Source organism: Clostridium sp. CM038 (genome assembly GCF_055081105.1).
In genome coordinates this window covers 2,743,099-2,767,871 of the sequence record NZ_CM143651.1, presented here as the reverse complement: position 1 = coordinate 2,767,871, position 24,773 = coordinate 2,743,099, and the positions used below count along the sequence as shown (strand labels likewise).

Sequence of the window (24,773 nt, the reverse complement as noted above, 5' to 3'; positions counted from 1 at the left end):
ATATATTTAACAAAGGGGGAGTAACAATTGAAAAAGGAGGTTTTTATAAATTTAGAAAAAGAAATTTTCAAAGGAAATATATTAGATATAGGTTTTTCTAATCATGGAATTATATATAATATATACAAACAATATGTTGATGATAGTAGTAGCTTAGATTATATAGAGGGGAAAGGTGAGAAGACAGGAATAGAAGAAGGTGAGTATGATCTCTGTGCACTGTTTTTTACTTTGAGTGATATAAAATTTACAAAAAGCAAAAGTAAATTAATACAAGATATATATAAATTTCTGAAAGAAGATGGATTACTATATATATGGGATGTAGATAAGGGATTTGCTAAAATCTTTAATTCTAAAATAAAGATTGTGTCACCTGATAAAAATACAAAACAAATACATTTAATAGACTTAAATATATTTAAAGATAGTTCTAAAGAGAATACAATCAAAATTTTACAACCTTATTTTGAAATATTAACTTTGAAAAATTCAGATAATGTTTATTATATGATATGCAAAAAGAAAGGGAAATCAAAAGATGAAAGTAACACTAGTAGGAATTAATGCAAAATATATTCACAGTAACTTGGCAGTAAGATATTTAAAAACATATACAGAGGATTTAAATTACGAATGCAAAATTATGGAGTTTTCTATTAATGATCAAATCGAAAGAATTGTAGAGGAAATTTTGAGTAGCAAGCCAGACCTTGTAGCATTCTCTTGCTACATATGGAACATTGAGTACGTTAAGGCTGTATCATCTCTTATAAAGCTTGTAAATAGTGAGATTGAAATCCTTTATGGAGGACCAGAGGTTAGCTTTAATTGTAAAGAGTTTCTTGAGGAAAACGTAGGGGATTATGTAATAGAAGGGGAAGGAGAGGTAACGTATAAAGAATTTATTAAATGGAGAATTAATTCAAAGGATGATTCTGAAATCAATGATGAGAATAGTGGTAACATTCAAAATATTCTAGGGCTATATTATAAATATTATGAAAATATAGGATGTGATAGTAAAATTAACTATGGTGGTAAGAGAACCTTAATGGATATGGAGCAAGTTATTTTCCCATATAATGAAGAAGAACTTACCAATAAAATAGTTTATTATGAAGCATCAAGAGGATGCCCTTTTAATTGTAAATATTGTCTCTCCTCGACTACTCATGGAGTTAGATTTTTAAATACTGAAAGAGTAAAGAGAGAATTGAAATTTCTCGTGGACAAGAAGGTAAAATTAATAAAGTTTGTTGATAGAACATTTAATTGCAATTCGAGATTTGCGGTAGAAATTTGGGAATTTCTAATAAAGATGGATACTGAAATAACTTTCCACTTTGAAATCTCAGCAGATCTTCTAAACAAACAGGAATTAGACATTTTAGCTAAGGCACCAAAGGGTAGATTTCAATTTGAAGTGGGTGTACAAACAACAAATCCCTTAGTTCTTAACAATATAAATAGATTTGTAAACTTTAATGATATAAAGGAAATGGTGGAGGAATTAGAAAAAATAAAAAATATTAAACAACATTTAGATTTAATAGCGGGACTCCCAGGAGAAAATTATGAATCATTTAAAAGATCTTTTAATGATGTTTATAGCATTCATCCAGAAGTAATACAATTAGGATTTTTAAAATTACTTAAAGGTTCGGATATGAGGAGTGAAGCAACTCTTTGGGGAATGGTCTATGCACCTTACCCACCATATGAAATTCTAAAGACAAGGGATATAAGTTATGAGGAATTAGTAAGCTTAAAAAGGGTAGAAAAAATTGTGGACAAATATTACAATTCACAAAAGTTTAGTACTATTCTAAAATATTTTGTGAAAAAATTTAATACACCATTTGAATTTTATTACGAACTGGGAGTGTTTTTCTATGAAAAGGGATATTTAAGTAGAAACATTTCCTCAGTAGATTATTACAAGATATTTATTGAATTTAATGAGGAGAAACTTGAGGAAGAAGATTTCGTTTTAAAAGAAATTGTTAAATATGACTACCTTAAATATAATAAAAAGAAGTGGCTTCCAGATTTTCTAATCAGAGATTTAGGTAAGAAAGTAGAAAGAGCAATTAAGGATAAGTTGCTACATAACAATGATATAAACAATACATCTAATATTCATATTGAAAAATTTATGATTGATATTTTAGATTATATAGATAATAATACTGTACGCAAAGAAGATCATTATTTAGTTTATGATATTAATGATGAGGATAACATAAAGGATATAACTTCAATCCTAGATTAGAATATGATAAAAGTTATAAAACGGAAAAAATGATAAATTATTAAAAATGACATTTGTCACATCGGAATAAGTTAATATTACGAATATTGTTAATGTTAAAAAAAAGTTGAAACTTTCAATAAAAATTAGTATAATTAAGATGTATTCAATATTATATAAAATAGAATAAAGGTAAATACTATACTAAGTATTTACTATTATATAAATTATTAATAATTTATATATACTCATTATGGCTAGTTATTAGTAAAAGGTGGTGATATTTTGGCATTAGAAGCAATGAAAAGTATAAAAGAAGCGGAAAAAAAAGCAGCAGATATTGTAAGTAAGGCAATTTCGGATAGTAAGGATATATTAAAAAAATCTGAAATTTACGCCGAAGATCAGTACAAAAAGGTTTTGGATGATGCAAGAGAAGAAACTAAAAAAATCATTAAAAATGCTAAAGAAGAAGGTAAAAGTAAGTCTGAACCAATTTTTGATACAGGTAAGATAGAGGTCACGAATATACTAAATTTAGATAAACAAAGGTTTGATAGGTCGGTTAACATGGTGGTTGAGAGGATAGTGAAAAATAATGGCAATAGTTAAAATGAGCAAATTTACATTGTTTGCCTTTGAATCACAAAAAGAAGCGTTGCTTGATAACTTTCACAAATTTGAAAATATTCAATTTGTAAACCTACAAGAAAGTGCAGAAGAAGATTTGCAATCTCTTGTAAAAGACTCGGAAAATGAAAAAGTTTCTCATTTAGAAGGAGAGCAAGCAAAAGTAAAGTTTGCCCTAGATCTATTAATGAAGCACTCAGAAAAAGAGGGTGCTCTAAAATCTTTAATCAAAGGTAAAAGTTCTTTGGATTATGAGGAGTTAGAAACTTTAGCGAAAAAATCAAACTATAAAGAAAACTATCAAAAGTTAAAGGATCGAGATAATAATTTGATTCAAATGAAGAGTGAAAAAGCCAAAATTAATTCTGAAATAGGGTCATTAACTCCATGGATATCCTTAGATGCCTCTTTTAAGGATTTAAAATCATTAAATTCTTCAATATTCTTAATGGGGTCTTTGCCAAAAGCTTTTAAAGATGCTTTTAGAGAAGAGTTTGAAAGTAAAATTCCGTGTTCTTACTTAGAAGTTATTAGTGACGGAAAAAATGCAATTAATGTAATAGCACTAGTGTATAAAGAGTATGAAGATAAAGCTAGTGAAATACTTAAACATTATAGCTTTAATACTACTAATTTAAAATATGATGGAATTTCAGCAGAAATTGTACGCGAGTTTAACAAAAGATTAGATGAGATATCTAAAGAAGAAGAAAAAATAAATGCTGAAATAAAAAATGATTGCCAGTATTTAGAGGATTTTAAAATAGTATATGAATATTTATCAAATAAACATATAAAAGCTTCAGCTTGTAAAAATTTCTTAAGAACAGAGAACACCGTTGCCATAGAGGGATGGGTACCAACAGAATCAGCAAAAGATTTAGAAAATTTGATAAAGTCTACAACTAAGGAAGAGTTCTATTTAGAAATTGAAAAAGCTGTCAAGGAAGATGATAGGGTGCCTATACTTTTAAAGAATAGTGCAGTTGTAGAACCATTTGAACTAATAGTATCAATGTATAGTTTACCTAAATATTCAGAGATAGATCCAACACCCGTAATGGCACCCTTTTACATGGTATTCTTTGGGATGATGCTCGCTGATCTTGGGTACGGGTTAGTAATGTTCATAGCTTGTGCAATTGCATTGAAAAAATTTAATTTAGAAGAAGGACAGAAAAAATTTGCTAAATTCTTCTTACTACTAAGTATACCAACTGCACTAGCAGGCGTTGTTTACGGAGGTTTCTTCGGGGATATAATTCCATTTATATCAACTCACAGTTTAATAAATCCTGGAGAAGATATAATGTTATTACTGATTATATCAATAGTAATAGGTGCAATCCAAATCTATTTTGGCCTTGGAGTTAAAGGTTATATGTTAATTCGCGATGGAAAGCCAATGGATGCTATTTATGATGTAGTGACATGGTACGCTGCATTAACTGGAGCATTTTTATTATTAGGTGGAGCACAAATAGGATTAAGTCCTGCTGTAGTTAATATAGGTAAATGGGTTATGATAGTTGGAATGGTTGCACTAGTATTAACTCAAGGAAGACAAAACAAAGGCATTGGTGCAAAACTTGGTGGAGGTCTTTATGGTTTATATGGTATATCTAGTTATATAGGTGACTTAGTTTCCTACTCAAGAATCATGGCTCTTGGACTTGCAGGAGGATTTATAGCATCTGCTTTTAATATGCTTATTAAAATGATGCCAACACCATTTAATATTATTATAGGTATATTTATATTCGTGTTTGCACAAACATTTAATCTATTATTAAGTTCATTATCAGCTTTTGTTCACAGTGCTAGGCTTCAGTATGTAGAGTACTTTAGCAAGTTTTATGAAGGCGGAGGAAAAGCATTTAAGGTGTTTAAATCAAAGAATCAATATATTAACGTAATAAAAGGAAAGCAAATTTAAGGAGGAATTAATTATGACGTTCATGGAATTTATGAGTAAAAACGGTGGATTTATCTTCGCTGCATTAGGAATGGCTTTAGCGGTAATTTTACCAGGTATAGGATCAGCAAAAGGAGTAGGTATGGTTGGTGAGGCAGCTGCAGGACTTACAACAGAAGAACCTGAAAAATTTGGTAAAGCCCTTATTCTTCAATTATTACCAGGTACTCAAGGACTTTATGGTTTCGTTATAGGACTTATGGTATTGCTTAAATTAACTTCGGGTATGACTTTAGATGTTGGATTTTATTATTTGATGGCTTGTTTACCAATAGCTTTCGTAGGGTATTTTTCAGCATTATATCAAGCTAGGGCAGCTGCTGCCGGTATTGCAATAGTAGCTAAACAACCAGATCATAGCACAAAAGCTATCATACTTGCAGCAATGGTTGAAACATATGCCATTTTAGCATTCGTTGTTTCAATAATACTCGTAAGTAAGACACTCTAATTTAAAAAGTGATGAGCTAGAGGAAGTGAGAATATGTCAAATTTAGATAAATTAGCTGCCAAGATAATAGAAGATGCTAAAATTAAAGCAGAAACTATTTTGAAAGAAGCTAAAAACAATGAAATTTTATTAATAGAAAAGAAAACAAAAGAAGCAGAACTAGTAAAAAAACAAATGATAGAAAAAACTAAGGTTGAAGCTATTATGGTGAGTAAGAGAATTGTATCAAATTCTCAGCTAAAAGCACGAAATGAAAAGCTAGGGGCTATGCAAAAAATGATTGATAAGGTATTTGAGAGTGCGCTAGAAAAACTTATGGCGATAAATGATAATGATTATTTGGAACTTATAAAAAAATATCTTTTATCAATGCCAATAGCAGGGGATGAAGAAATAATACTTCCTGGGAAATATAAAAGTATTGTAAGCGATGAATATTTATCTGGAATTAATATTTCACTAAAAACTAATGGAAAAATAGGTGAATTAAAATTAAGTTCCGATAATCGAGATATAAAAAGTGGATTTGTAGTACTTAAAAATGGTATAGAGATTAATAATACTTTTGAAAGTCTAGTTAACTCCTTAAGGGATGAACTAGAACCTGAAATTGTTAACGCATTATTTAAATAAATGTAAATAAAATTTAAGGAGTGGATACCAATTTATAATTGGTATCCACTCCGGATCAAAACAAGGAGGATAGCCATATATGAATAATATGGATTTTACACAAGCTGTGGCTAGGCTAAGAGTATTAGAAAAAAGACTCCTGAGTAAAGTAAAGATTGAGAGAATGATTGACAGCTCCTCGGCGGATGAAGTACTTAAAATTTTGAAGGAAACCGAATATGCAAGTTTGATGGGAAATGTAAAAAGAGCAGAGGACTACAATATATTACTTAAGGATGAGCTAAATAGAGTATACTCCCTTATGTATGAAGTTTCTCCATATCCTTCTATAGTAGATATTATGAGTTTGAAATATGATTATCATAATATAAAAGTGTTGTTAAAAGGAAGAACTTTAGATAAGGACTTTTCTCATATGCTAATTCCAGCAGGTACAGTAAATATAGAGGAATTAAAATTTTACATGACAACTATGGAATATAAGAAATTAGACCCTAATATGAGGGAAGCTATAATTGAGGTGGAAAAAGTATACAAAGAACTTAATGATCCTCAAAAGATAGATATTATATTGGATAGGTATATGTATGTAGATATGTTAGCTAGGGCAGAAGAAACAAAAATTGATTTTATAATTGAATATGTTAAGAAAAGTATAGATTTTTCTAATATTAAGTCAATAATTAGATTAAAAAAACAACAAAAGGATGTTAACTTTTTTAAAGAAGTTATATTAATTGGTGGAGATATATCTAGTGATGTTCTATTAACAGCTTTTAGTGATCCAATTGAAAATATGGCAACTAAATTTTCTTCATCAAAATATGGAGAAGTTGTAAGAATTGGACTAGAAGAATATATTAAAACTGGTAAACTTTCTAGTTTAGAAAAATTATCAGAAAACTATATTATGGAGAAGCTAAGGGCCGCTAAGTATGTTACTTTTGGACCTGAGCCAATATTTGCGTATATCGCAGCAAAGGAAACAGAAATAAAGATAATAAGAATAATTACGGTTGGGAAATTAAATAATGTTGATACGACGATCATAAGAGAAAGGATGCGTGAAGTTTATGCATAAAGTAGGAGTAGTTGGAGATAAAGATTCAATACTTGCTTTCAAAGCTCTTGGAATTGACGTATATCCGGTTATTGAAGTAGAAGAAGCTAAAAAAGCTATAGATAAAATGGCGTCAAGTAATTATGCAGTTATATTTGTAACTGAGCAGATAGCTCAGCACTTAGATGAAACTATAGCAAGATATAACAGACAGATGATTCCTGCCATTATATTAATACCAAGTAATCAAGGCTCACTAAATATAGGAATGCAAAGAATTCGCGATAATGTAGAAAAAGCAGTGGGCGTAAATATTTTATAGAAAGGTAGGGAGATAACTTGAAAATCGGTAAAATTGTAAAAGTTTCAGGTCCATTAGTTGTTGCAAAAGATATGGACGAAGCTAATATATATGACGTAGTTAAGGTTGGAGATAAGGGTCTTATTGGCGAAATTATTGAAATGAGAGGAGATAGAGCCTCTATTCAAGTATATGAAGAAACATCAGGCCTCGGACCAGGAGATCCAGTAGTTACTACCGGTGAACCACTAAGTGTTGAACTTGGACCAGGACTTATAGAATCAATGTTTGATGGTATTCAAAGACCGCTTGATAAAATAAGAGCTATAGCTGGTAATTACTTAACAAAAGGTGTAAATGTTTCGCCACTAGATAGAGAAAGAAAATGGGACTTTGTTCCTACGGCGTCCGTTGGAGATATTGTTTCATATGGCGTAGCTATAGGAACAGTTGCGGAAACTACTGTTATAACTCAAACAATAATGGTGCCTAAAGGAATAGAGGGTACTATAACGTCTATAACTGCAGGAGAATATACTGTAGAAGATGTAGTAGCAGAGGTGCAAACAGATGGCGGAATTAAGCAAATTACGTTAATGCAAAAGTGGCCAGTAAGACGTGGAAGACCTTATGCTGATAAATTAAATCCAATAGAACCACTAGTTACAGGTCAAAGAGTAATAGATACTTTCTTTCCAGTAACTAAAGGTGGTACGGCATGTGTTCCGGGTCCTTTTGGTAGTGGAAAAACTGTAGTTCAACATCAATTTGCAAAATGGGCAGATGCAGAAATAGTTGTTTACATAGGTTGCGGTGAACGTGGCAATGAAATGACAGATGTTTTGAATGAGTTTCCAGAACTTAAAGATCCCAAAACAGGTGAATCACTAATGAAAAGAACGGTGCTCATTGCAAATACTTCTAATATGCCAGTTGCAGCTAGGGAAGCTTCTGTATATACAGGTATAACTATTGCAGAGTATTTTAGGGACATGGGATTTGCTGTAGCATTAATGGCAGATTCTACGTCAAGATGGGCAGAGGCTCTACGCGAAATGTCAGGAAGACTTGAGGAAATGCCAGGTGATGAGGGGTATCCAGCATATCTAGGCTCACGTGTAGCAGATTTTTATGAAAGATCTGGAAAGGTAGTTTGCATTGGAGACGACAAAAGAATAGGCGCAATTACAGTTATAGGCGCAGTATCACCTCCTGGTGGAGATTTATCAGAGCCAGTTACTCAAGCAACGCTTAGAATAGTCAAAGTGTTTTGGGGACTAGACGCGCAACTTGCTTATAGAAGACATTTTCCATCAATAAATTGGTTGGATTCTTATTCACTATATTTGGATCAGCTAGCTAATTGGATGGATGAGAACGTTGCTGCCGATTGGACTGAGCTTAGGGTTAAAGCTATGACCATTTTGCAAGAAGAAGCAAAACTTGATGAAATAGTAAGACTTGTAGGTGTAGATGCTCTTTCTGAAAAGGACAGGTTAAAACTAGAAGTTGCAAAATCAATTAGAGAAGATTATTTACAACAGAATGCATTCCATGAGGTTGATACTTTTACGTCACTTAACAAACAATATAAAATGTTGAAATTAGTTTTAGATTTCCATGTTGAGGGTGAAAAAGCATTGAGTTCAGGGATTTATTTGAAAAAGATATTAGAAATTCCTGCGCGTGATAAAATAGCAAGAGCAAAATATATTGCAGAAACTGATATGTCAAAAATTGATGATATATTTACGGCCCTATCTAATGATATTGAAGAATTAATAACGGAAGGAGGAGCTGTAAATGATTAAAGAATACAAAACTATAACAGAAGTTGTAGGGCCACTTATGGTTGTAGAAAAAGTTCAAGGCGTTCGGTACGATGAACTAGTGGAAATAGAACTACAGAACGGTGAAATTCGTAGCGGAAAAGTACTTGAAATAAATGAAGATAAAGCAATGGTTCAGTTATTTGAAAGTTCTGCTGGAATTAACTTAAAAGGTAGTAAGGCTAAATTTTTAGGAAGACCACTAGAACTTGGAGTTTCAGAAGATATGCTTGGAAGGGTCTTTGATGGACTTGGTAGGCCTAAAGACGGTGGACCTAAAATTATTCCTGACAAGAGACTCGATATAAATGGAGAGGCATTGAACCCTGTGGCAAGAGACTATCCGTCAGAGTTTATTCAAACAGGTATTTCAGCTATTGATGGACTTAATACTTTAGTTCGTGGACAAAAATTACCAGTGTTTTCTGGTTCGGGTCTCCCACATGCGCAACTTGCGGCTCAAATAGCAAGGCAAGCAAAGGTATTAAATTCAGATACGAAATTTGTTGTTGTATTTGCAGCTATAGGAATAACTTTTCAAGAAGCACAGTTTTTCGTAGATGATTTTACAAAAACTGGTGCAATAGACAGAACTGTATTATTTATGAATCTTGCAAATGACCCAGCTATTGAGAGAATAGCTACGCCTAGAATGGCACTAACTACAGCTGAATATCTTGCTTACGAAAAAGGATTTCACGTACTTGTAATTATGACTGATCTTACAAATTACTGTGAGGCTCTGCGTGAAGTTTCAGCTGCAAGAAAAGAAGTTCCAGGTAGACGTGGATATCCAGGATATCTTTATACTGATCTTTCGACGCTATATGAAAGAGCAGGTAGGATTAAAGGACTTGAAGGTTCAATAACTCAAATTCCTATACTTACAATGCCGGAAGATGATATAACTCATCCAATTCCTGACTTAACGGGATATATAACTGAAGGTCAGATTATTTTAAGCCGAGAACTTTATAAAAAAGGCATTATGCCACCAGTAGATGTTCTACCGTCGTTATCAAGACTTAAAGATAAAGGTATAGGCAAAGGCAAAACGCGCGAAGATCATGCTGATACGATGAATCAACTATTTGCTGCATATGCTCAAGGTAAGCAAGCAAAAGAGCTTGCAGTTATATTAGGAGAGTCAGCATTATCTGATGCAGACAAAAAATATGCAATATTTGCAGATGCTTTTGAAAAACGATATGTTTCCCAAGGATTTGAAACTAATAGGACTATTGATGAAACAATAAATTTAGGATGGGAGCTTCTATCTATTCTCCCAAGAAATGAACTTAAGAGAATTAGAGATGAATATGTAGAAAAATACTTACCAAAAAAAGAGGGTGAGTAAACGTGGCGAGGCTCAATGTCAATCCAACTAGAATGGAGCTTACTAAACTAAAAAAAAGATTAGGTACAGCTACTCGTGGTCATAAATTATTAAAGGATAAGCAAGATGAGCTTATGAGAAGATTCATTGATCTTATAAAACATAACAATAAACTACGAGCGAAAGTTGAAGAAGAATTACAGAACTCTTTTAAGGATTTTGTTATGGCAAGTGCATTAATGTCATCAGAATTTCTAGAGGAAGCAATAGCGCAACCAAAAGAAAAAATTTCTGTAGAAGTTGAGACAAAAAATCTTATGAGTGTTAATGTTCCGATAATGAAGTTTAAAAGAGAATTAGAAGATGATCCTGGCAGTATATATCCATATGGATTTGCCAGCACTTCGGCAGATCTTGATGGAGCTATAGAAAAGTTATATTTAGCCTTGCCGGAGCTTTTAGAACTTGCAGAAGTAGAAAAATCTTGTCAGCTCATGGCAGATGAGATTGAAAAAACTAGAAGAACGGTTAATGCACTTGAATACATGACTATACCTCAACTCAATGAAACTATAAAATATATAAGAATGAAGCTTGAGGAAAATGAGCGTGGAGCTTTAACTAGACTTATGAAGGTTAAAAGTATGATGGAGAAAGCTCAAGAGCTAGCAGATGCAAAAAGAATTAGCACATAAATAAGGTGGAATTAAGGTGTCTTTAGTGATGCCTTAATTTTTTTGCTGAGATTTTAGTTGATGTATACATATATTTAGAATAGAATATATGTATACATTTAAAAGTTATTGCTGTGAAACGCAATTAGTATAAAGAAAAGGAGAATGCATATGGCAGTTAGGAAAATTTTACAATATGGAGACGAGCGTCTTAATATGATTTGTGAGAAGGTAGGAAAAATAGATAGGAAGATATTAAACACAATTGACGATATGATGGATACGCTTTATGAGGGTAATGGAATAGGACTTGCGGCTCCTCAAATAGGAATTTTAAAAAGGGTTATCTTAATTGATTTAGGAGAAGAAGAAGAAAATCCAATAATAATTATAAATCCTAAAATAACAGCTCAGTCAGGAAATGAAAAGGATTATGAGGGCTGTTTAAGCTACTTAGGATATGAAGGTGAAGTATTTAGACCTACAAACGTTACAGTTGTAGGAATTAATATTAAGGGGAAACCAGTAACTTATGAAGCTTCAGGATTACTGGCAAGGGCCTTATGTCATGAAATTGATCATCTAGATGGAGTATTATATATGTCTAGAGCTGAGGAAATGTACGAAGTAACAACAGAATAATTTTGTACAAGAGCATGCCTGAGATTATTAAAATCATAAGGCATGCTCTTTTTTACAATTTAAGGTGTTTATTAATGTAATCTTTAAGTCTATCATCCCAAGGAGCAATTTCAATGCCAAGAGAATGTTTTATATGCGAATTATTTACACAGGTATATTTAGGTTCTTTAATGAGATTGGATAAAAGCTTATCTGAATTCACAACTAACGGAACATCGAGATTACTAAATTCTATAATACTATTTATTAGCATTGACTTTGATAAACAACCTTCATTGGTATAGTTATATATCCCATATTTATCAGTTTCTAATAGTCTCTGAAGGACTATAGTTAAATCTTCAATATAAGTTATGGAAAGGGTGGGGTCCGAAAATAGATAAATTGCTGTATGTTTGCCATTTATGAGCTTTCTCACAAAACAATCATTGCCACCAAATATATTTGAGGTGCGGACAATAAAATATTTTTCACAAATGGTTTGTATTAATTCTTCTCCACCTAATTTACTTTTGCTATAGGCGTTTATTGGGGTACATTCATCAACTTCACTGTAGGGTGTTGTATTAGTATCTCCGTATACATCTGTGCTAGATAGGTATACTAGGGGGATACTAAGCGAATTACAACAATTAGCAATGTTTAAAGTTCCTACAGTGTTTACATCATAGGCTAAAGATTCATGGTATTCACAAATATATTTATTTGTCATGCCCGCAGTATGAATTACAGCGTCAGGCTTTAATTCATACAGAGTTTTCTCGGTAGTTATTTTATCAGTTATGTTAAGTTCAGTTTTATCTAATCCATATATAGTATGTGATTTAGACAAGATATTACAAAGATAAGTTCCAATATTACCTTTTGCGCCAGTTATTAAAATATTCATAGAGCCCTCCTTAAAGTTCGTGCTATTAAAGTATATGGCTCAGTATCCTTATTATTAAAAAATATTTTATTTTTCAGGGTGAATAATAGAATATTTTAATATTTAAGTGACAAACTATAAAGTATATGCATTTTCATTTATATAAAAGATAGGTTAACTAATAATCATTATTAGTTGAATGGATTTGATAAATGTGGTAAAATATATTATATGTAAGATGATTAAAATCATATAGGTTTATAGGATGTCTAACAATTAATAATTGTTAGACACTAAGAGAACTAAAGGAGGACTTTGAGAATGGAAACAACAAAGTTAAAAGACAATATTTATTGGGTTGGGGTAAACGATCCTAAGCTCGAGGTATTTGATATTATAATGGAAACAAAGAAAGGAACTACATATAATTCATATTTAATAGATGATGAAAAAGTTGCTATAATAGATTGTGTTAAAAATGGTTTCTTTGAAGGGTTTTTAGATAAAATAAAAGGTGTTATTGGAGAAAGAAAAGTTGATTACATAATTGTTCAACATACAGAACTCGACCATAGTGGTTCTTTAGGTAAGCTCTTAGAAGTTTATCCAGAGGCTGTTGTTCTAGCTTCAAAACCTGCTATAACGTATCTAAAAGAAATTACTAACAAGGAATTTAATAGTAGGCCAGCAGTAGGAGAGATTTGCTTAGGTAAAAACACATTACAATTTATTTCAGCACCAAATTTACATTGGCCTGATACAATGTTTACATATGCTAAGGAAGAAAAAGTATTGTTTACTTGTGACGTAATGGGTTGTCATTATTCACCAGTTAATTGTATAACGGATGCTTGCTCAGGTGATTATTTCGACGAAATGAAATATTATTTTGACGTTATAATGGGACCATTTAAAAAATTTGTTAATATGGGATTAGATAAAATCAAAGATTTAGAATTAGATATGGTAGCGCCAAGCCATGGTCCTATACATGTAGAGGATATTAAAATGTATGTAGACCTTTATAGAAAGTGGGCTAAAACTTACGAGATAAAAGAAAAAAACATTCAAATATTATACATATCCGCTTATCATAATACTGAGGCTATGGCAAAATATATAGCTAATAAAATTAATGAAAAGGGAATAAAGGCTGAAGTTCATGAAATAACATCTATGAATTTAAGTGAGATTGTATCATTAATTGAAGAAGCCTCAGGTATTATGATTGGTTCTCCAACTATCAATCAAGATGCTGTAAAGCCTGCTTGGGATGTTCTGTCTCTTGTGTGTCCAATAACAAATAGAGGTAAAGTCGCAGCAGCTTTCGGATCATATGGATGGAGTGGTGAAGGAGTTCCGATGCTTACACAAAGACTAAAATCTTTAAAATTTAAAGTAGTCGAGGAAGGACTTAAATTTAAATTCGTCCCAGACAGCAAGGAATTTGAGCAAGCTGATAAATTTGTGGAGGAGTATTTACAACTCTTGAATTAATAAGTTACTAGGGATACTTAGGCTACAACGTTTATTATAGTAAATAAAAGAAAATCTCACTTGGTTAGTGAAATTTTTCTTTTTTTTTATAAAGAATTAAAAATATTTCAAATGCAAAGAATATAATGACCAGGATACTAAATATTATTGTAAAAAAAAGTTTCGCAATAATATCCAGACAAGAATTAAATCACAGTAAATAATTCACAAATGATTTATGGAGGGGTATATTTGAATAAGCAAAATATAATAAATTTTCTAAATAAGAATGGCCTAAGTGACATAGTTGAAATTCAATATAAAAAGGACACTATAGCACTGAAATTTAAATATTATTATGATGAAGTAGAAATTGAAGCTGCTACATCTTATGCAAATGAAGAAGGAGATTTTAAACAAAATGAAGAAGATTGGTATGAAGAGTTTTTCTTGCCTTATTTAAGTGATATTTCAGCAGATAATGTGGAAGATATAATGGAAGAATGCGCTGAGGAAATGGAAATTGAATATGAATTCATTGGTTGTGATATATCAGAAGATGCATATGAATTTAATGAATTCGCGGTAGTTTTTTATGGTGCAGATGTAAATATTGAAATTGATGATATTTTAATTGAGTTGGATATCTAAGATCATGTGTGGATTTATCAAGCCACTTTTTCCGAAATGGCTTGAAATTTCTGATATTTAATTATAACTTCATCTAATTGCTGACTGCATGATACAACTATTTTATCTGTAGGCTCTTTACAATTTAGTAAAAAATGTAATATTGTTCTTAATGATTCTAATTCTTCCTTTATAATTTTTAATTTAATATCCATACATCAACACCTCTTCGCTTTATTTTGTTTTTGTGGAATAAATATATAATAACATATTATGCAATCTATGTTAAATTTTTAGTTAGCCATTAAAATATAAAAAAATACAAAATATACTATAATTTGTTAAATAAAACATCTATATAATGGTAAAATATAACAAAAAAATCCATGCAGATGTTGAAAAAACTTACATGGAATAATATGTAAATGACGAAAAAAGTCTTAATTTTCTTGTGTTATAATTATAAAATCAGAATATGTTTCATTTATACTATTTATGAATAAAATATTTTGGTATAATAGAAAAGTTAAAAATAGTCTAGGAGTGATATTATGAATATTGATGAATTAACTAACAGAATAAATTACCTTTATAATAAAAGCAAAGAAAGTCAACTTACAGAGGAAGAGAAATTAGAACAACAAGAGTTAAGGCAAAAGTACATTGACAATGTTAAAAGAAATTTTAGAGCACAATTAGATACAATTAAAAAAGTATAATATCTTTATTAAAAACAATAAATTTTAAAATCAGTAAAAATGGGGGAGTTTTAATGGATGTTACTATAGAGGAATTAATAGAGCATTTTAAGTTAGAGGTTTTAGTAGAAGGAGAAAAGGGTAACTTAATTAATGTTAGTGATATTAATAGACCGGGGCTTCAAATTGCAGGCTTTTACCAGTATTTCGATAATAATCGAGTTCAATTAATAGGTATGGCAGAATGGAGTTTTCTAGATTGTATGGAAGAAGACCTTAGGAAGAAACGATTGAATAAATACTTTAAATTAGATATACCTTGCGTTATAGTCACTAGGCAGATGCAACCTCATAAGGAACTTATGGAGGCAGCAAGGGGAAATGGACGATGGGTTTTACGAACAAAATTAATTTCTACAAGATTTATTAGTAAATTTACAAATTACGTAGATACTAAGTTAGCTCCAGAAACTAGACTTCACGGTGTTCTAGTAGATGTTTATGGTATAGGCATGTTATTAAGTGGAGAAAGTGGGATAGGCAAGAGTGAATGTGCGTTAGAACTTATAAAAAGGGGTCACAGGCTGATCGCAGACGATGCAGTTGACATTAAAGAAATTGATGGTGTATTACTTGGAAGTTGCCCATACATAACCTCAGGAATGCTGGAGGTCAGAGGTATGGGGATAATAGATATTCCAGCAATATATGGTATGAGTTCGGTTCTAAACACTAAGACTATTAGTTTGTTGATATCACTTACTCAGTGGAATGAGAGTGAAGAATATGATAGGCTTGGTATAGATAATGAATTTATGGATATTCTAAATGTGCCTGTAAGAAAAATAACATTGCCAATTAGGCCAGGTAGAAATATAGCAGTAATTATTGAAGCAGCTGCAGCTAATTATAGATACAGTTTAAATTCTAAGATAACTCCTGTTGAAACCATAAATATGAGAATAGAGGAAGTAACTGCAACTCTTAAGAAATAAAAAAATGGAATTAACATAGAGTATAATGTTTTTTTTTGTAATTTTAAATGTTTGTAATTTTAGGAAATATTTAGTAGAATAGTAAGTGCAGGAAGCATTTATAATAGGGAGGGAATAAACATGTCTGAAATTAAAAGTTTAGAAAAAGAATATGAAGTAGCTTGGGATAAATACACAAAAAGTGATTTTAAAAAGGTGTTTGCATTATCTGACAATTATATAGACTTCATGTCAAAATGCAAAACTGAAAGAGAATGCGTTACAGAGTTTGTTACACTAGCTAAAAAAAACGGTTACAAAAATATTGATACTTATATAAGTGAAGGCACTAAATTAAAAGCTGGTGATAAGGTTTACGCTAGCAGTATGGGAAAAACCTTAGCATTGTTTTTAATTGGGTCTGAGCCTATTGAAAAGGGTTTTAAAATTTTAGGTGCTCACGTGGACTCACCAAGACTCGATTTAAAACAAAATCCATTATATGAGGATTCAGATCTAGCATTAGCTAAAACACATTACTATGGTGGAATTAAGAAGTACCAATGGGTTACGTTACCTTTAGCTATTCATGGTGTTATTGTTAAAAAGGATGGTACAGTAATAAATGTAGTAATAGGAGAAGATGAAAAAGAACCAGTAGTTGGAATTTCAGATCTTCTAATTCACTTATCAGCAGATCAATTGAAAAAGACTTTAGACAAAGGTATCGAAGGTGAAGATTTAAACGTATTTATGGGAAGTATACCAGTAGAAGATAAGGATGCAAAAAATAGAGTTAAGTTAAATATATTAAAACTTTTAAATGATAAATATGATATAGATGAAGAAGATTTCGTATCATCAGAATTAGAAGTAGTACCTGCAGGACGCGCTAGAAACTATGGACTAGATAGCAGTATGATTATGGCTTATGGACAAGATGATAGAGTGTGTGCGTACACTTCTTATGAAGCATTAATGAACATTAAGGAAACAGACAAAACTTGTATTGTTTTACTTGTGGATAAAGAGGAAGTTGGAAGTATTGGTGCAACAGGAATGCAATCAAAATTCTTTGAAAACACAGTAGCTGAGGTTGTTAATTTAATGGGAGAATATAGTGATTTAAAAGTAAGAAGGGCATTAGCAAATTCAAAAATGTTATCATCAGACGTAAGTGCAGCATATGATCCAAACTTTCCTTCGGTTATGGAAAAACGTAATTCTGCATATTTTGGAAAAGGTATAGTTTTAAATAAGTATACTGGGGCTCGCGGAAAAGGAGGATGCAACGATGCAAATCCAGAATTTATTGCGCAGCTTAGAACCATAATGGAAAAACATAATATTTCATGGCAAACATCAGAGCTTGGAAAAGTGGACCAAGGCGGCGGCGGTACAATAGCTTATATACTAGCCGGGTTTGGTATGCAGGTTATAGATTCAGGGGTTGCTCTTCATAATATGCATGCGCCATGGGAAATTGCAAGCAAAGCAGACATATATGAAGCTTTTAGAGCTTATGAAGCTTTCTTAATAGAAATATAGAAAAGAAAGTGTATATTATTACAACTGCTTTTCACTTCGCTGAGTAATTCTAAGCTAATATTATGAAAGACACTAAAAAGTACAAACTCACTATCGCTCAAACATGTACTTTTCTTAACGTATATTTCATAACATTAGCAAAAAATTGCTAATGCTTGTTCAAATGCAGCTTACGTAATATATGCTTTTTTTCTTTAGTTTACGATTTTGTTCCACAGTTGCGCAAGAGCTCTTCTTTAGACGATAGATATTTGTTTTGCGAATATTAAATTCAAAGCATATCTACCACATCTGCAGCCTACTGGCTAAAAGACTTTTTGGTAGGTAATATTGAGATTTATTATTACTTTACCTGCCATCCTTCTTATATACATATTAGCATAACTGCATAATAGGGTATCAAAATAAATAACAAATATTTTTATGTGTAAAAAAAAGTATATATTACTATTAATGCATTGCATTAATAGTAATATATACTTTTTTTCTTTTATGATTCTAAGGCATTTACAAAGGTAGCTAGTTCATTATGGCTTAAGGAAACTGAACCAACGACGCCATGACTGGTATCTGAGGTTGTAATTCCATGAAAATCTGAACCAGCAGTAATTAACTTGCCATATTCTTTAGCTTTTGACTTTAATAGTGATTTTTGCTTTTTTGTATTTATTGGGTAAACTGCTTCAATACCATCAAAATCTAAGCTTAGCATTTCATCTATGGTTGATTTTTTAATTAGAACAGGGTGTGCAAGTACAACTAATGCATTAACTTTTTTTAATATGGTTATGCCATCGGCTGTTGAAATTCTCTTAATGTGTACATATGCAGGGCTACTGTTTGAAAGGAAATTATCAAATATATATTTCCAATCATATTTATAACCAGCATCAATTATGGCTTTAGCTATATGGGGTCTAGCTATTACTCCTTTAGCTTCATCTAAAACTTTTTGATAGTCTAATTTTATTTTGAAAAACGTATCTAAATTTTCCACTATTTTTTTAGCTCTTAATATTCTGAAATCATCTATGTCTTTTAAGAAATTTTGAAAAGCAACATCTTTATATTTATCATCTTTAAAATAACCCAATATGTGAATGCTTTCGTTATTATAAATAGTAGATAGTTCTATTCCAGGTATTACCCTTATATTTTCAATTAGACCTTCTCTGATTCCTTCCTCAACATTTAAAGTTGTGTCATGATCTGTTATTGCAATAATATCCAAACCATTTAAAGACGCTTCATGAATTAGTTCTTTAGGACTTAGTTTTCCATCAGACGCATTTGTATGAAGATGGAAATCACCTCGATTGTACATATAATCACCTCAAATTTAAAGTTTAGCATAAGGGATATAAAAATAAATAACAAGACAATATACGAGTCTATTGTAGCCTATTTATTTTTATGTGCCTAATACCATTTTAACCAATATTGGTGAATATTAAAAGGGAATTATAATAAATAATAATTATTATTGAATATTTATTAAATGTTAGGCTCTTTTTATTTGCAATTGTATAGGTGGTAGCCTGCGAGATAGTTACTCGTATAACTAATCTTTATAATTTACTTATTTTTAAGACATATATTTCATACATTTCATATTTTATAATTGTAAATGTGACTTGATTACAATTATAAAAATTTGGAGGGTACTTATATGATTCAATTAAAAGCTGTGAATAAAAAATATAAACGCGAAAATATGGAGCAGGAGGTTCTGAAAAACATAGACATGGCAATCGAGGAAGGGGATTTTATTACTATAATGGGTCCTTCAGGAGGTGGAAAGTCTACACTTCTATATATTTTGTCAATGCTTGAAGCTTCAAGTACTGGTGAAGTCTTTTTTGACAATAAGATTATCAGTGGTAAGAAAGAAAAAGAAATAGAGGTATTAAGACGTAAAAATATCGGACTTATTTTTCAAAATTCTAATTTAATAACGGGTTTGACACCTTTAGAAAATTTATTGTTAGCTATGGATAGCAAAGAAGGTAAAAAAGAGAAAATAGAAAAATGTGAAGCTTTATTAAAAAAGGTAGGCTTGTTAGATAAGAAAAATGCTAAAGCAACCTCACTTTCTGGTGGAGAAGCCCAAAGAGTAGCTGTAGTGAGAGCACTTGTTAACAGTCCTAGATTCATACTATGTGATGAACCTACAGGTGCTCTAGATTCTGAAAATGGTAAAAGGGTTATTGAACTTTTAATGAGGGTTAAAGCGGAAAGTGGTTGCTGCCTTGCTATAGTAACTCATGATGAAAGAATAGGCTCTTTGGGAGATAGAAAATTTTTCCTTGAGGATGGTGTTTTGAATGAACTGGCTTAAGATTTTTAAAATATACAATTTGCAAAATTTGAGAAAGGAAAAGCTGATTTTATTATTCACCATGATCTCTATATTGCTTACTACAACGTTATCCATTACTGCTCCTATTATTTCCGCAAATATAAATGAATACAATAAGAAAAGTATAAAGGAGGCTAACGGTGGGGATTTATTTATAAAGTCATTTTATGAATCTAAAGATTTTAATGAAGAAATAAGTATATTAAAAAAAGAGAGTTATAAGGTTACTTATAAAAAAACTACTCCTGCCTTTTTTCAAAACAGTAAAAGCAGTAAATTTTACGCTAATTTGATATTAGGTGAGCAGAACATTAAAAAGGATGAAATAATTTTGGATTCATCTATGGCAAAGAATCTTGCTGTTAAAATCGGAGATGAAATTAATATAAAAACTGATGGGGGAACAAAAGCCTATACGGTTAAAGAAATAGAAACAATTCCTAAAGGGGTAACTAATGATGAAACAATAATTGGTTACGGAAAAATAAGTGAAAGTGTCAGTGGAAGTGAGGGTAATTTAATTTATATCAGTGGAAATACTGATGGAGAAGAGTTGAAACAGCGTATAAAGTCTAAGGAAGATGGATATATGTATAGTTCAATAAAGGATAAAGAGCGAACGCTTAAAAGTGAGACAGATGTACAATTTGCTTCTTTTGGAATATTGACCACTATGGGGTATATACTATCTTCAATAGTAATAATAACGACCTCAATAATGCTCATAATAAGACGAAAAAGAGATATATCTATTATGAAGCTTTTATCCCTTAAAAATAAGGATATAAAAAATGCTCTAAGAATGGAATTATCTATTATAGTTTTATTGCCCGTAATCTTATCTGTTTTAACCACTATTTTAATATCCAATTTCATATTAAAAATGAATTATATTCCTCAAAGTATAAGTTTTATAGAAGAATTGCGGATATTTTCAAAAGGAATTATTATAAATACACTATTCTTCGAGATGTTTTCAAATATACCTTTATTAATAATAGATGATTTTAAAGGTTTATGGCTTCTAAGAGAAAATGAAGAAAAGAATGGGATAGTAAAAAAGCGTATATTTATCTACCTCATATTATTAATACCTGTAATGCTATTCGTATACTCGGTTTATATAGGAAGTTCTGTAAATTTTGCAACCTCATTAGGTATAATATGTATCATTTTAATATTTTTGATTGCAAGCGCAGTATTGATGAAGATTTTTTCTTCCATTCATTACAGAAGTCAATTATTAATGTATTCCTTTAAAAATATGAAGAAAAACTTTTTAACATTTATTTTGCTTACTGTAAGTTTTTCTATTACTCTAGTATTTATTATGATCACATTAAATCTAAACAACAATGTTAAAAATAGCATGAATAAATCTTTAGCTACAGCGCTGCCATATAACTATATTTTGCCTTCTAAAGAAAACCTAAATCTGGAAAATGTTCTTACAAAAGAAAATGGGGTTGAAGGGTATATTAAAAATTATAATTCAACAGGTAAAGTCCTAAACAATAATATTAAACTAAAATTAATTGCCTTTATAGAAATAAAAAAGGAAGATTACAAGCTGGAGTTTAAAATGGTGGAAGGTAAAAAACTTTTTGACGGAGAAGACGGGTGCTTGATTACTTCTGAGTACCAAAAGAAAAATAAGTTAAAGGTTGGAGATATACTTCACATATCTTATAAAGATAAAACAGTAAATATAAAAATAAAGGGCGTTTATGATAATTCAATTATAGATAGTATGTGCATTCTACTGCCTTATCGTGGATATAGCAATGATTCTAAATTTTACATTAAAGCTGACGGCACTAAATGGATGGATAAACTAGGGGACAGTCCTGTTATATCAATTGATATTCTAGGTAGCGCTATGTCAACATATATAGGGAAATTTCTTAATATATTCAAAGCACTTTCTTTTATGGTAGTGTTTGCATCATTAATTTTTAATATTAATCTTTTGAACATTACGTTTCTAGAAGAAAGAAAAGAAGAAACGGTAATAAGAGCTTTAGGCCTAGGAAAAGGGTTTATATCAAAAGTTTACATCTTTAAAGGAAGCATACTTATCATAGTGTCATGTGTTCTGTCTTATGGCTTCTATGTTTCGGTTTCAAAGTTGTTATTTAAGCTACTAGGAATTAATGCAGTATATTCTGTATGGGACTTGATTGTGTTATTACTTTGTAGCCTAACTCTCACTGTTGCTACATTCATCTATCCGTTTATCACTATGATAAAATATAATTCTTATGAGTTTTTAAGAGAGAACTAAAATGGTATAATTAAGAAAAAACTTAAAGATAGGTGGTAAAATGCAGAAAAATATATTAATTGTGGATGATGATTTAGACATAAGAGAAATGTTAGGTAATTATTTCTCTAGAGAAGGTTATGAAATTGATTGCGCTTGTGATGGAGAGGAAGGTTTAATAATTAGTAAAAATAAGGCCTTTTCCCTGATATTATTAGATATTATGATGCCTAAAATGGATGGTTATAAAATGTTAGCCAAAATGAGGGAGTTTTGTGATGCCCCTGTAATTCTGTTAACTGCTAAAGGTGAACAAATGGACAAAATAAAGGGATTTACTAAGGGATGCGATGACTATGTAGTTAAGCCTTTTGACTTTACAGAATTATCATTAAGAGTTCTTTCAATATTAAAAAGAACATCAGATAGTAATGTGCCTATAGATAGCATTTTAAAAATAAAGGACTTAGAAATAAATCTTTTAGAACATACAGTACAAAGATTTGGGGAAGAAATCATGTTAACCCCTAAGGGATTTGAGATTTTAAGCACCTTAGCTTCAAACAAGGGACGAGTATATTCAACCAAAGTGCTGTATGAGCGAATATGGAAGGATACATTTTTAGAAAATGATAACAGCGTTATTGTACACATGAGAAACCTTAGGGATAAATTAGGTGATAAGGTTAAGGTGGGTAAGTATATAAAAACTATTTGGGGAATGGGGTATAAAGTTGAAAAGGATTGTTAAGCTTAAGGGTGAGCTAGTTATTATAGCATTAATTGCTTTTGTGATTTCATTTTTGAGTTCCGCAATGATAAAAGATAAAGGAGTGGGAATTTATAATAAAAATCCTACACTTAGAATAAATAATATTTATGATAAGTGTATACCTAACTTAGAGAAGGAATTGAAAAACAGTAATCTTAGTAATAATATAGCGCTAAAGCAACTTATAAATGATAAATATTCATATAATCAAGGGTACAGTTTCTATATAGTAGATCAGAGGGGTAATGTTATAGTTCATAATAGCAAAGGAGTACAAGTCATAGACAAGAATGAGATAAAAGATGGCAAAATAGAATATTCTGTTCCAAGCAAATATAAAAAGGATTTCAGAGTATCTGGCTGTGAATATTTAAAGGATGGATATTTCTTATATTACGTTTATCTTGGATATGGAAATGGTGACAGCATGATGATGCTCTGGGCATTAATAGGTTTCATAATAATCTTTTTTATATTAGTTTGGGGGAGGGTATCCTATATTTCAAAAATGAAATTCTCAGTGCAAATTATAGCCGAAGGGAACTTATCTCACAGAGTACCCATTCACTATAACAACGAATTAAGAGAGCTTGCAGAAGGTATTAACTTTATGGCATCTGAACTTGAAAAAGAAGACAGGAAAAGAAGCGAATTTCTCACCAATATTTCACATGATTTACGAACTCCTCTCACAACCATACTTGGGTATATTGATATTCTTAAGAAGGACAAATACTCTTCTAAGGAAGAACTGAATAAGTATATAAGCATCATAGAACGTAAGGGCGTATATCTTAGAACTATGCTGGAGGACTTTTTTCAATATTCAAAACTAACATCAAAGGATATAATATTAAATTTTGAAAACTTAGAGCTAAATGAATTGGGAAGACAGATATTCGAGGATGAAGCAAGTGGATTTGATGAGAACTCATTAAAACTAGAAGTGGAGGTGTCAAAGGAGCCCGTTTACATTAATGGTGATCCTGATTTGATTGGTAGGGCAGTTAATAATATCATAAGTAATTCTTTAAAATACTCTAAAATAAATACTGTAGTGAAAATTAAAATTTTCAAAGAAAAACTAAATAGCATAAGCTATGGAGTTTTTTGCGTGAGTAATGTTCCTACAGAGACAGTTTCAGAAGCAGAAGTGGATAGTTTTTTTGAAAGATTATATAAAAAGGACCAGTCCAGGCATGAAGGGGGTAGTGGTTTAGGTTTGTCCATTGTAAAGGATATTGTAAAACTTCATGGAGGAATTATAAAAGGCTTTAAAGAAAAGGAAGAGGTAGTATTTAAATTATTTATAAAATAATAGCAAGTGAAAGCTTTCAGTTTTAACTGCGAGCTAAAATATAATAACAGAAAATGAAAGTTGATTTTAATCCTAATGATTT

24 protein-coding genes are annotated in these 24,773 nt (G+C 30.9%); 21 read left to right on the top strand and 3 right to left on the bottom strand.

Annotated features, from left to right (window positions below):
• Positions 1 to 27: 27 nt before the first annotated feature.
• The 12 genes from ACWJKS_RS12855 to def all read left to right on the top strand — a co-directional run bounded on the left by ACWJKS_RS12855 (position 28) and on the right by def (position 11,785).
• A complete protein-coding gene (locus ACWJKS_RS12855) occupies positions 28 to 567 on the top strand; it encodes a class I SAM-dependent methyltransferase (RefSeq protein WP_165411954.1) in 540 nt (179 codons plus the stop codon).
• On the top strand, positions 542 to 2,275 hold the full coding sequence (locus ACWJKS_RS12850; RefSeq protein WP_462959714.1) for a B12-binding domain-containing radical SAM protein: 1,734 nt from the start codon (positions 542 to 544) through the stop codon (positions 2,273 to 2,275). Before ACWJKS_RS12855 ends, ACWJKS_RS12850 begins: the two co-directional genes overlap by 26 nt.
• Positions 2,276 to 2,539: 264 nt before the next feature.
• Positions 2,540 to 2,866, top strand: coding sequence for an ATPase (locus ACWJKS_RS12845; RefSeq protein ID WP_462959713.1), 327 nt, complete (start codon positions 2,540 to 2,542; stop codon positions 2,864 to 2,866).
• Positions 2,853 to 4,820 (top strand): V-type ATP synthase subunit I, encoded by a 1,968-nt coding sequence (locus tag ACWJKS_RS12840; RefSeq protein ID WP_462959712.1) that lies wholly within the window; start codon positions 2,853 to 2,855, stop codon positions 4,818 to 4,820. Before ACWJKS_RS12845 ends, ACWJKS_RS12840 begins: the two co-directional genes overlap by 14 nt.
• A 13-nt stretch (positions 4,821 to 4,833) precedes the next feature.
• Positions 4,834 to 5,310 carry a V-type ATP synthase subunit K gene (locus ACWJKS_RS12835; RefSeq protein ID WP_216301725.1) on the top strand — a complete coding sequence of 159 codons (477 nt, stop codon included), beginning with the start codon at positions 4,834 to 4,836 and terminating at the stop codon, positions 5,308 to 5,310.
• A 33-nt stretch (positions 5,311 to 5,343) separates the two neighbouring features.
• A complete protein-coding gene (locus ACWJKS_RS12830; protein WP_216301726.1) occupies positions 5,344 to 5,943 on the top strand; it encodes a V-type ATP synthase subunit E in 600 nt (199 codons plus the stop codon).
• 79 nt (positions 5,944 to 6,022) lie between these two features.
• Positions 6,023 to 7,024: a V-type ATP synthase subunit C gene (locus ACWJKS_RS12825; protein ID WP_216301727.1), complete on the top strand. Its 1,002-nt coding sequence runs from the start codon at positions 6,023 to 6,025 to the stop codon at positions 7,022 to 7,024.
• Complete coding sequence (locus ACWJKS_RS12820) at positions 7,017 to 7,325, top strand: V-type ATP synthase subunit F (protein WP_165411877.1); 309 nt, start codon at positions 7,017 to 7,019, stop codon at positions 7,323 to 7,325. Before ACWJKS_RS12825 ends, ACWJKS_RS12820 begins: the two co-directional genes overlap by 8 nt.
• Before the next feature lie 17 nt (positions 7,326 to 7,342).
• Positions 7,343 to 9,115: a V-type ATP synthase subunit A gene (locus ACWJKS_RS12815; RefSeq protein ID WP_165411876.1), complete on the top strand. Its 1,773-nt coding sequence runs from the start codon at positions 7,343 to 7,345 to the stop codon at positions 9,113 to 9,115.
• Positions 9,108 to 10,490: a V-type ATP synthase subunit B gene (locus ACWJKS_RS12810; protein ID WP_165411875.1), complete on the top strand. Its 1,383-nt coding sequence runs from the start codon at positions 9,108 to 9,110 to the stop codon at positions 10,488 to 10,490. The genes ACWJKS_RS12815 and ACWJKS_RS12810 overlap by 8 nt, the downstream gene beginning before the upstream one ends.
• 2 nt (positions 10,491 to 10,492) lie before the next feature.
• Positions 10,493 to 11,164 carry a V-type ATP synthase subunit D gene (locus ACWJKS_RS12805; RefSeq protein WP_165411874.1) on the top strand — a complete coding sequence of 224 codons (672 nt, stop codon included), beginning with the start codon at positions 10,493 to 10,495 and terminating at the stop codon, positions 11,162 to 11,164.
• Positions 11,165 to 11,314: 150 nt separating this feature from the next.
• Positions 11,315 to 11,785, top strand: coding sequence for a peptide deformylase (gene def / locus ACWJKS_RS12800; protein WP_216301730.1), 471 nt, complete (start codon positions 11,315 to 11,317; stop codon positions 11,783 to 11,785).
• Between the two features lie 52 nt (positions 11,786 to 11,837).
• Here def and ACWJKS_RS12795 read toward each other — a convergent pair whose 3' ends face one another.
• Positions 11,838 to 12,674, bottom strand: a complete 837-nt coding sequence (locus ACWJKS_RS12795; RefSeq protein ID WP_462959711.1) for an SDR family oxidoreductase — start codon at positions 12,672 to 12,674, stop codon at positions 11,838 to 11,840.
• A gap of 300 nt (positions 12,675 to 12,974) precedes the next feature.
• Here ACWJKS_RS12795 and ACWJKS_RS12790 point away from each other — a divergent pair, with 300 nt between their 5' ends.
• A complete protein-coding gene (locus ACWJKS_RS12790; protein WP_216301732.1) occupies positions 12,975 to 14,150 on the top strand; it encodes an FprA family A-type flavoprotein in 1,176 nt (391 codons plus the stop codon).
• A 231-nt stretch (positions 14,151 to 14,381) separates the two neighbouring features.
• Positions 14,382 to 14,780 carry a hypothetical protein gene (locus ACWJKS_RS12785; RefSeq protein WP_216301733.1) on the top strand — a complete coding sequence of 133 codons (399 nt, stop codon included), beginning with the start codon at positions 14,382 to 14,384 and terminating at the stop codon, positions 14,778 to 14,780.
• Between the two features lie 17 nt (positions 14,781 to 14,797).
• Here ACWJKS_RS12785 and ACWJKS_RS12780 read toward each other — a convergent pair whose 3' ends face one another.
• Positions 14,798 to 14,974: an aspartyl-phosphate phosphatase Spo0E family protein gene (locus ACWJKS_RS12780; RefSeq protein WP_216301734.1), complete on the bottom strand. Its 177-nt coding sequence runs from the start codon at positions 14,972 to 14,974 to the stop codon at positions 14,798 to 14,800.
• Positions 14,975 to 15,310: 336 nt separating this feature from the next.
• On the opposite strand from ACWJKS_RS12780, the gene ACWJKS_RS12775 reads away from it, so the two are divergent.
• From ACWJKS_RS12775 to ACWJKS_RS12765, 3 genes are all read left to right on the top strand, one after another.
• Complete coding sequence (locus tag ACWJKS_RS12775) at positions 15,311 to 15,478, top strand: DUF896 domain-containing protein (protein ID WP_216301735.1); 168 nt, start codon at positions 15,311 to 15,313, stop codon at positions 15,476 to 15,478.
• Between the two features lie 53 nt (positions 15,479 to 15,531).
• Entirely contained in the window at positions 15,532 to 16,452 is a 921-nt protein-coding gene (hprK, locus tag ACWJKS_RS12770; RefSeq protein ID WP_165411867.1) for an HPr(Ser) kinase/phosphatase, read from the top strand.
• Between the two features lie 120 nt (positions 16,453 to 16,572).
• A complete protein-coding gene (locus ACWJKS_RS12765; protein ID WP_216301736.1) occupies positions 16,573 to 17,979 on the top strand; it encodes an aminopeptidase in 1,407 nt (468 codons plus the stop codon).
• A gap of 490 nt (positions 17,980 to 18,469) precedes the next feature.
• Here the strand turns inward: ACWJKS_RS12765 and ACWJKS_RS12760 are convergent, their stop codons facing one another.
• Positions 18,470 to 19,303 carry a PHP domain-containing protein gene (locus ACWJKS_RS12760; RefSeq protein ID WP_216301737.1) on the bottom strand — a complete coding sequence of 278 codons (834 nt, stop codon included), beginning with the start codon at positions 19,301 to 19,303 and terminating at the stop codon, positions 18,470 to 18,472.
• A gap of 345 nt (positions 19,304 to 19,648) precedes the next feature.
• On the opposite strand from ACWJKS_RS12760, the gene ACWJKS_RS12755 reads away from it, so the two are divergent.
• The 4 genes from ACWJKS_RS12755 to ACWJKS_RS12740 are packed head-to-tail and all read left to right on the top strand — an operon-like array spanning position 19,649 to position 24,691.
• The gene (locus tag ACWJKS_RS12755; RefSeq protein ID WP_220285991.1) at positions 19,649 to 20,317 is read left to right on the top strand and encodes an ABC transporter ATP-binding protein; all 669 of its coding nucleotides are present in this window, start codon (positions 19,649 to 19,651) and stop codon (positions 20,315 to 20,317) included.
• Positions 20,304 to 22,622 carry an ABC transporter permease gene (locus ACWJKS_RS12750; protein WP_462959710.1) on the top strand — a complete coding sequence of 773 codons (2,319 nt, stop codon included), beginning with the start codon at positions 20,304 to 20,306 and terminating at the stop codon, positions 22,620 to 22,622. The genes ACWJKS_RS12755 and ACWJKS_RS12750 overlap by 14 nt, the downstream gene beginning before the upstream one ends.
• A 40-nt stretch (positions 22,623 to 22,662) precedes the next feature.
• Entirely contained in the window at positions 22,663 to 23,352 is a 690-nt protein-coding gene (locus ACWJKS_RS12745) for a response regulator transcription factor (protein WP_462959709.1), read from the top strand.
• Positions 23,336 to 24,691, top strand: coding sequence for a HAMP domain-containing sensor histidine kinase (locus ACWJKS_RS12740; RefSeq protein ID WP_462959708.1), 1,356 nt, complete (start codon positions 23,336 to 23,338; stop codon positions 24,689 to 24,691). The genes ACWJKS_RS12745 and ACWJKS_RS12740 overlap by 17 nt, the downstream gene beginning before the upstream one ends.
• The last annotated feature ends 82 nt before the right edge of the window (positions 24,692 to 24,773 follow it).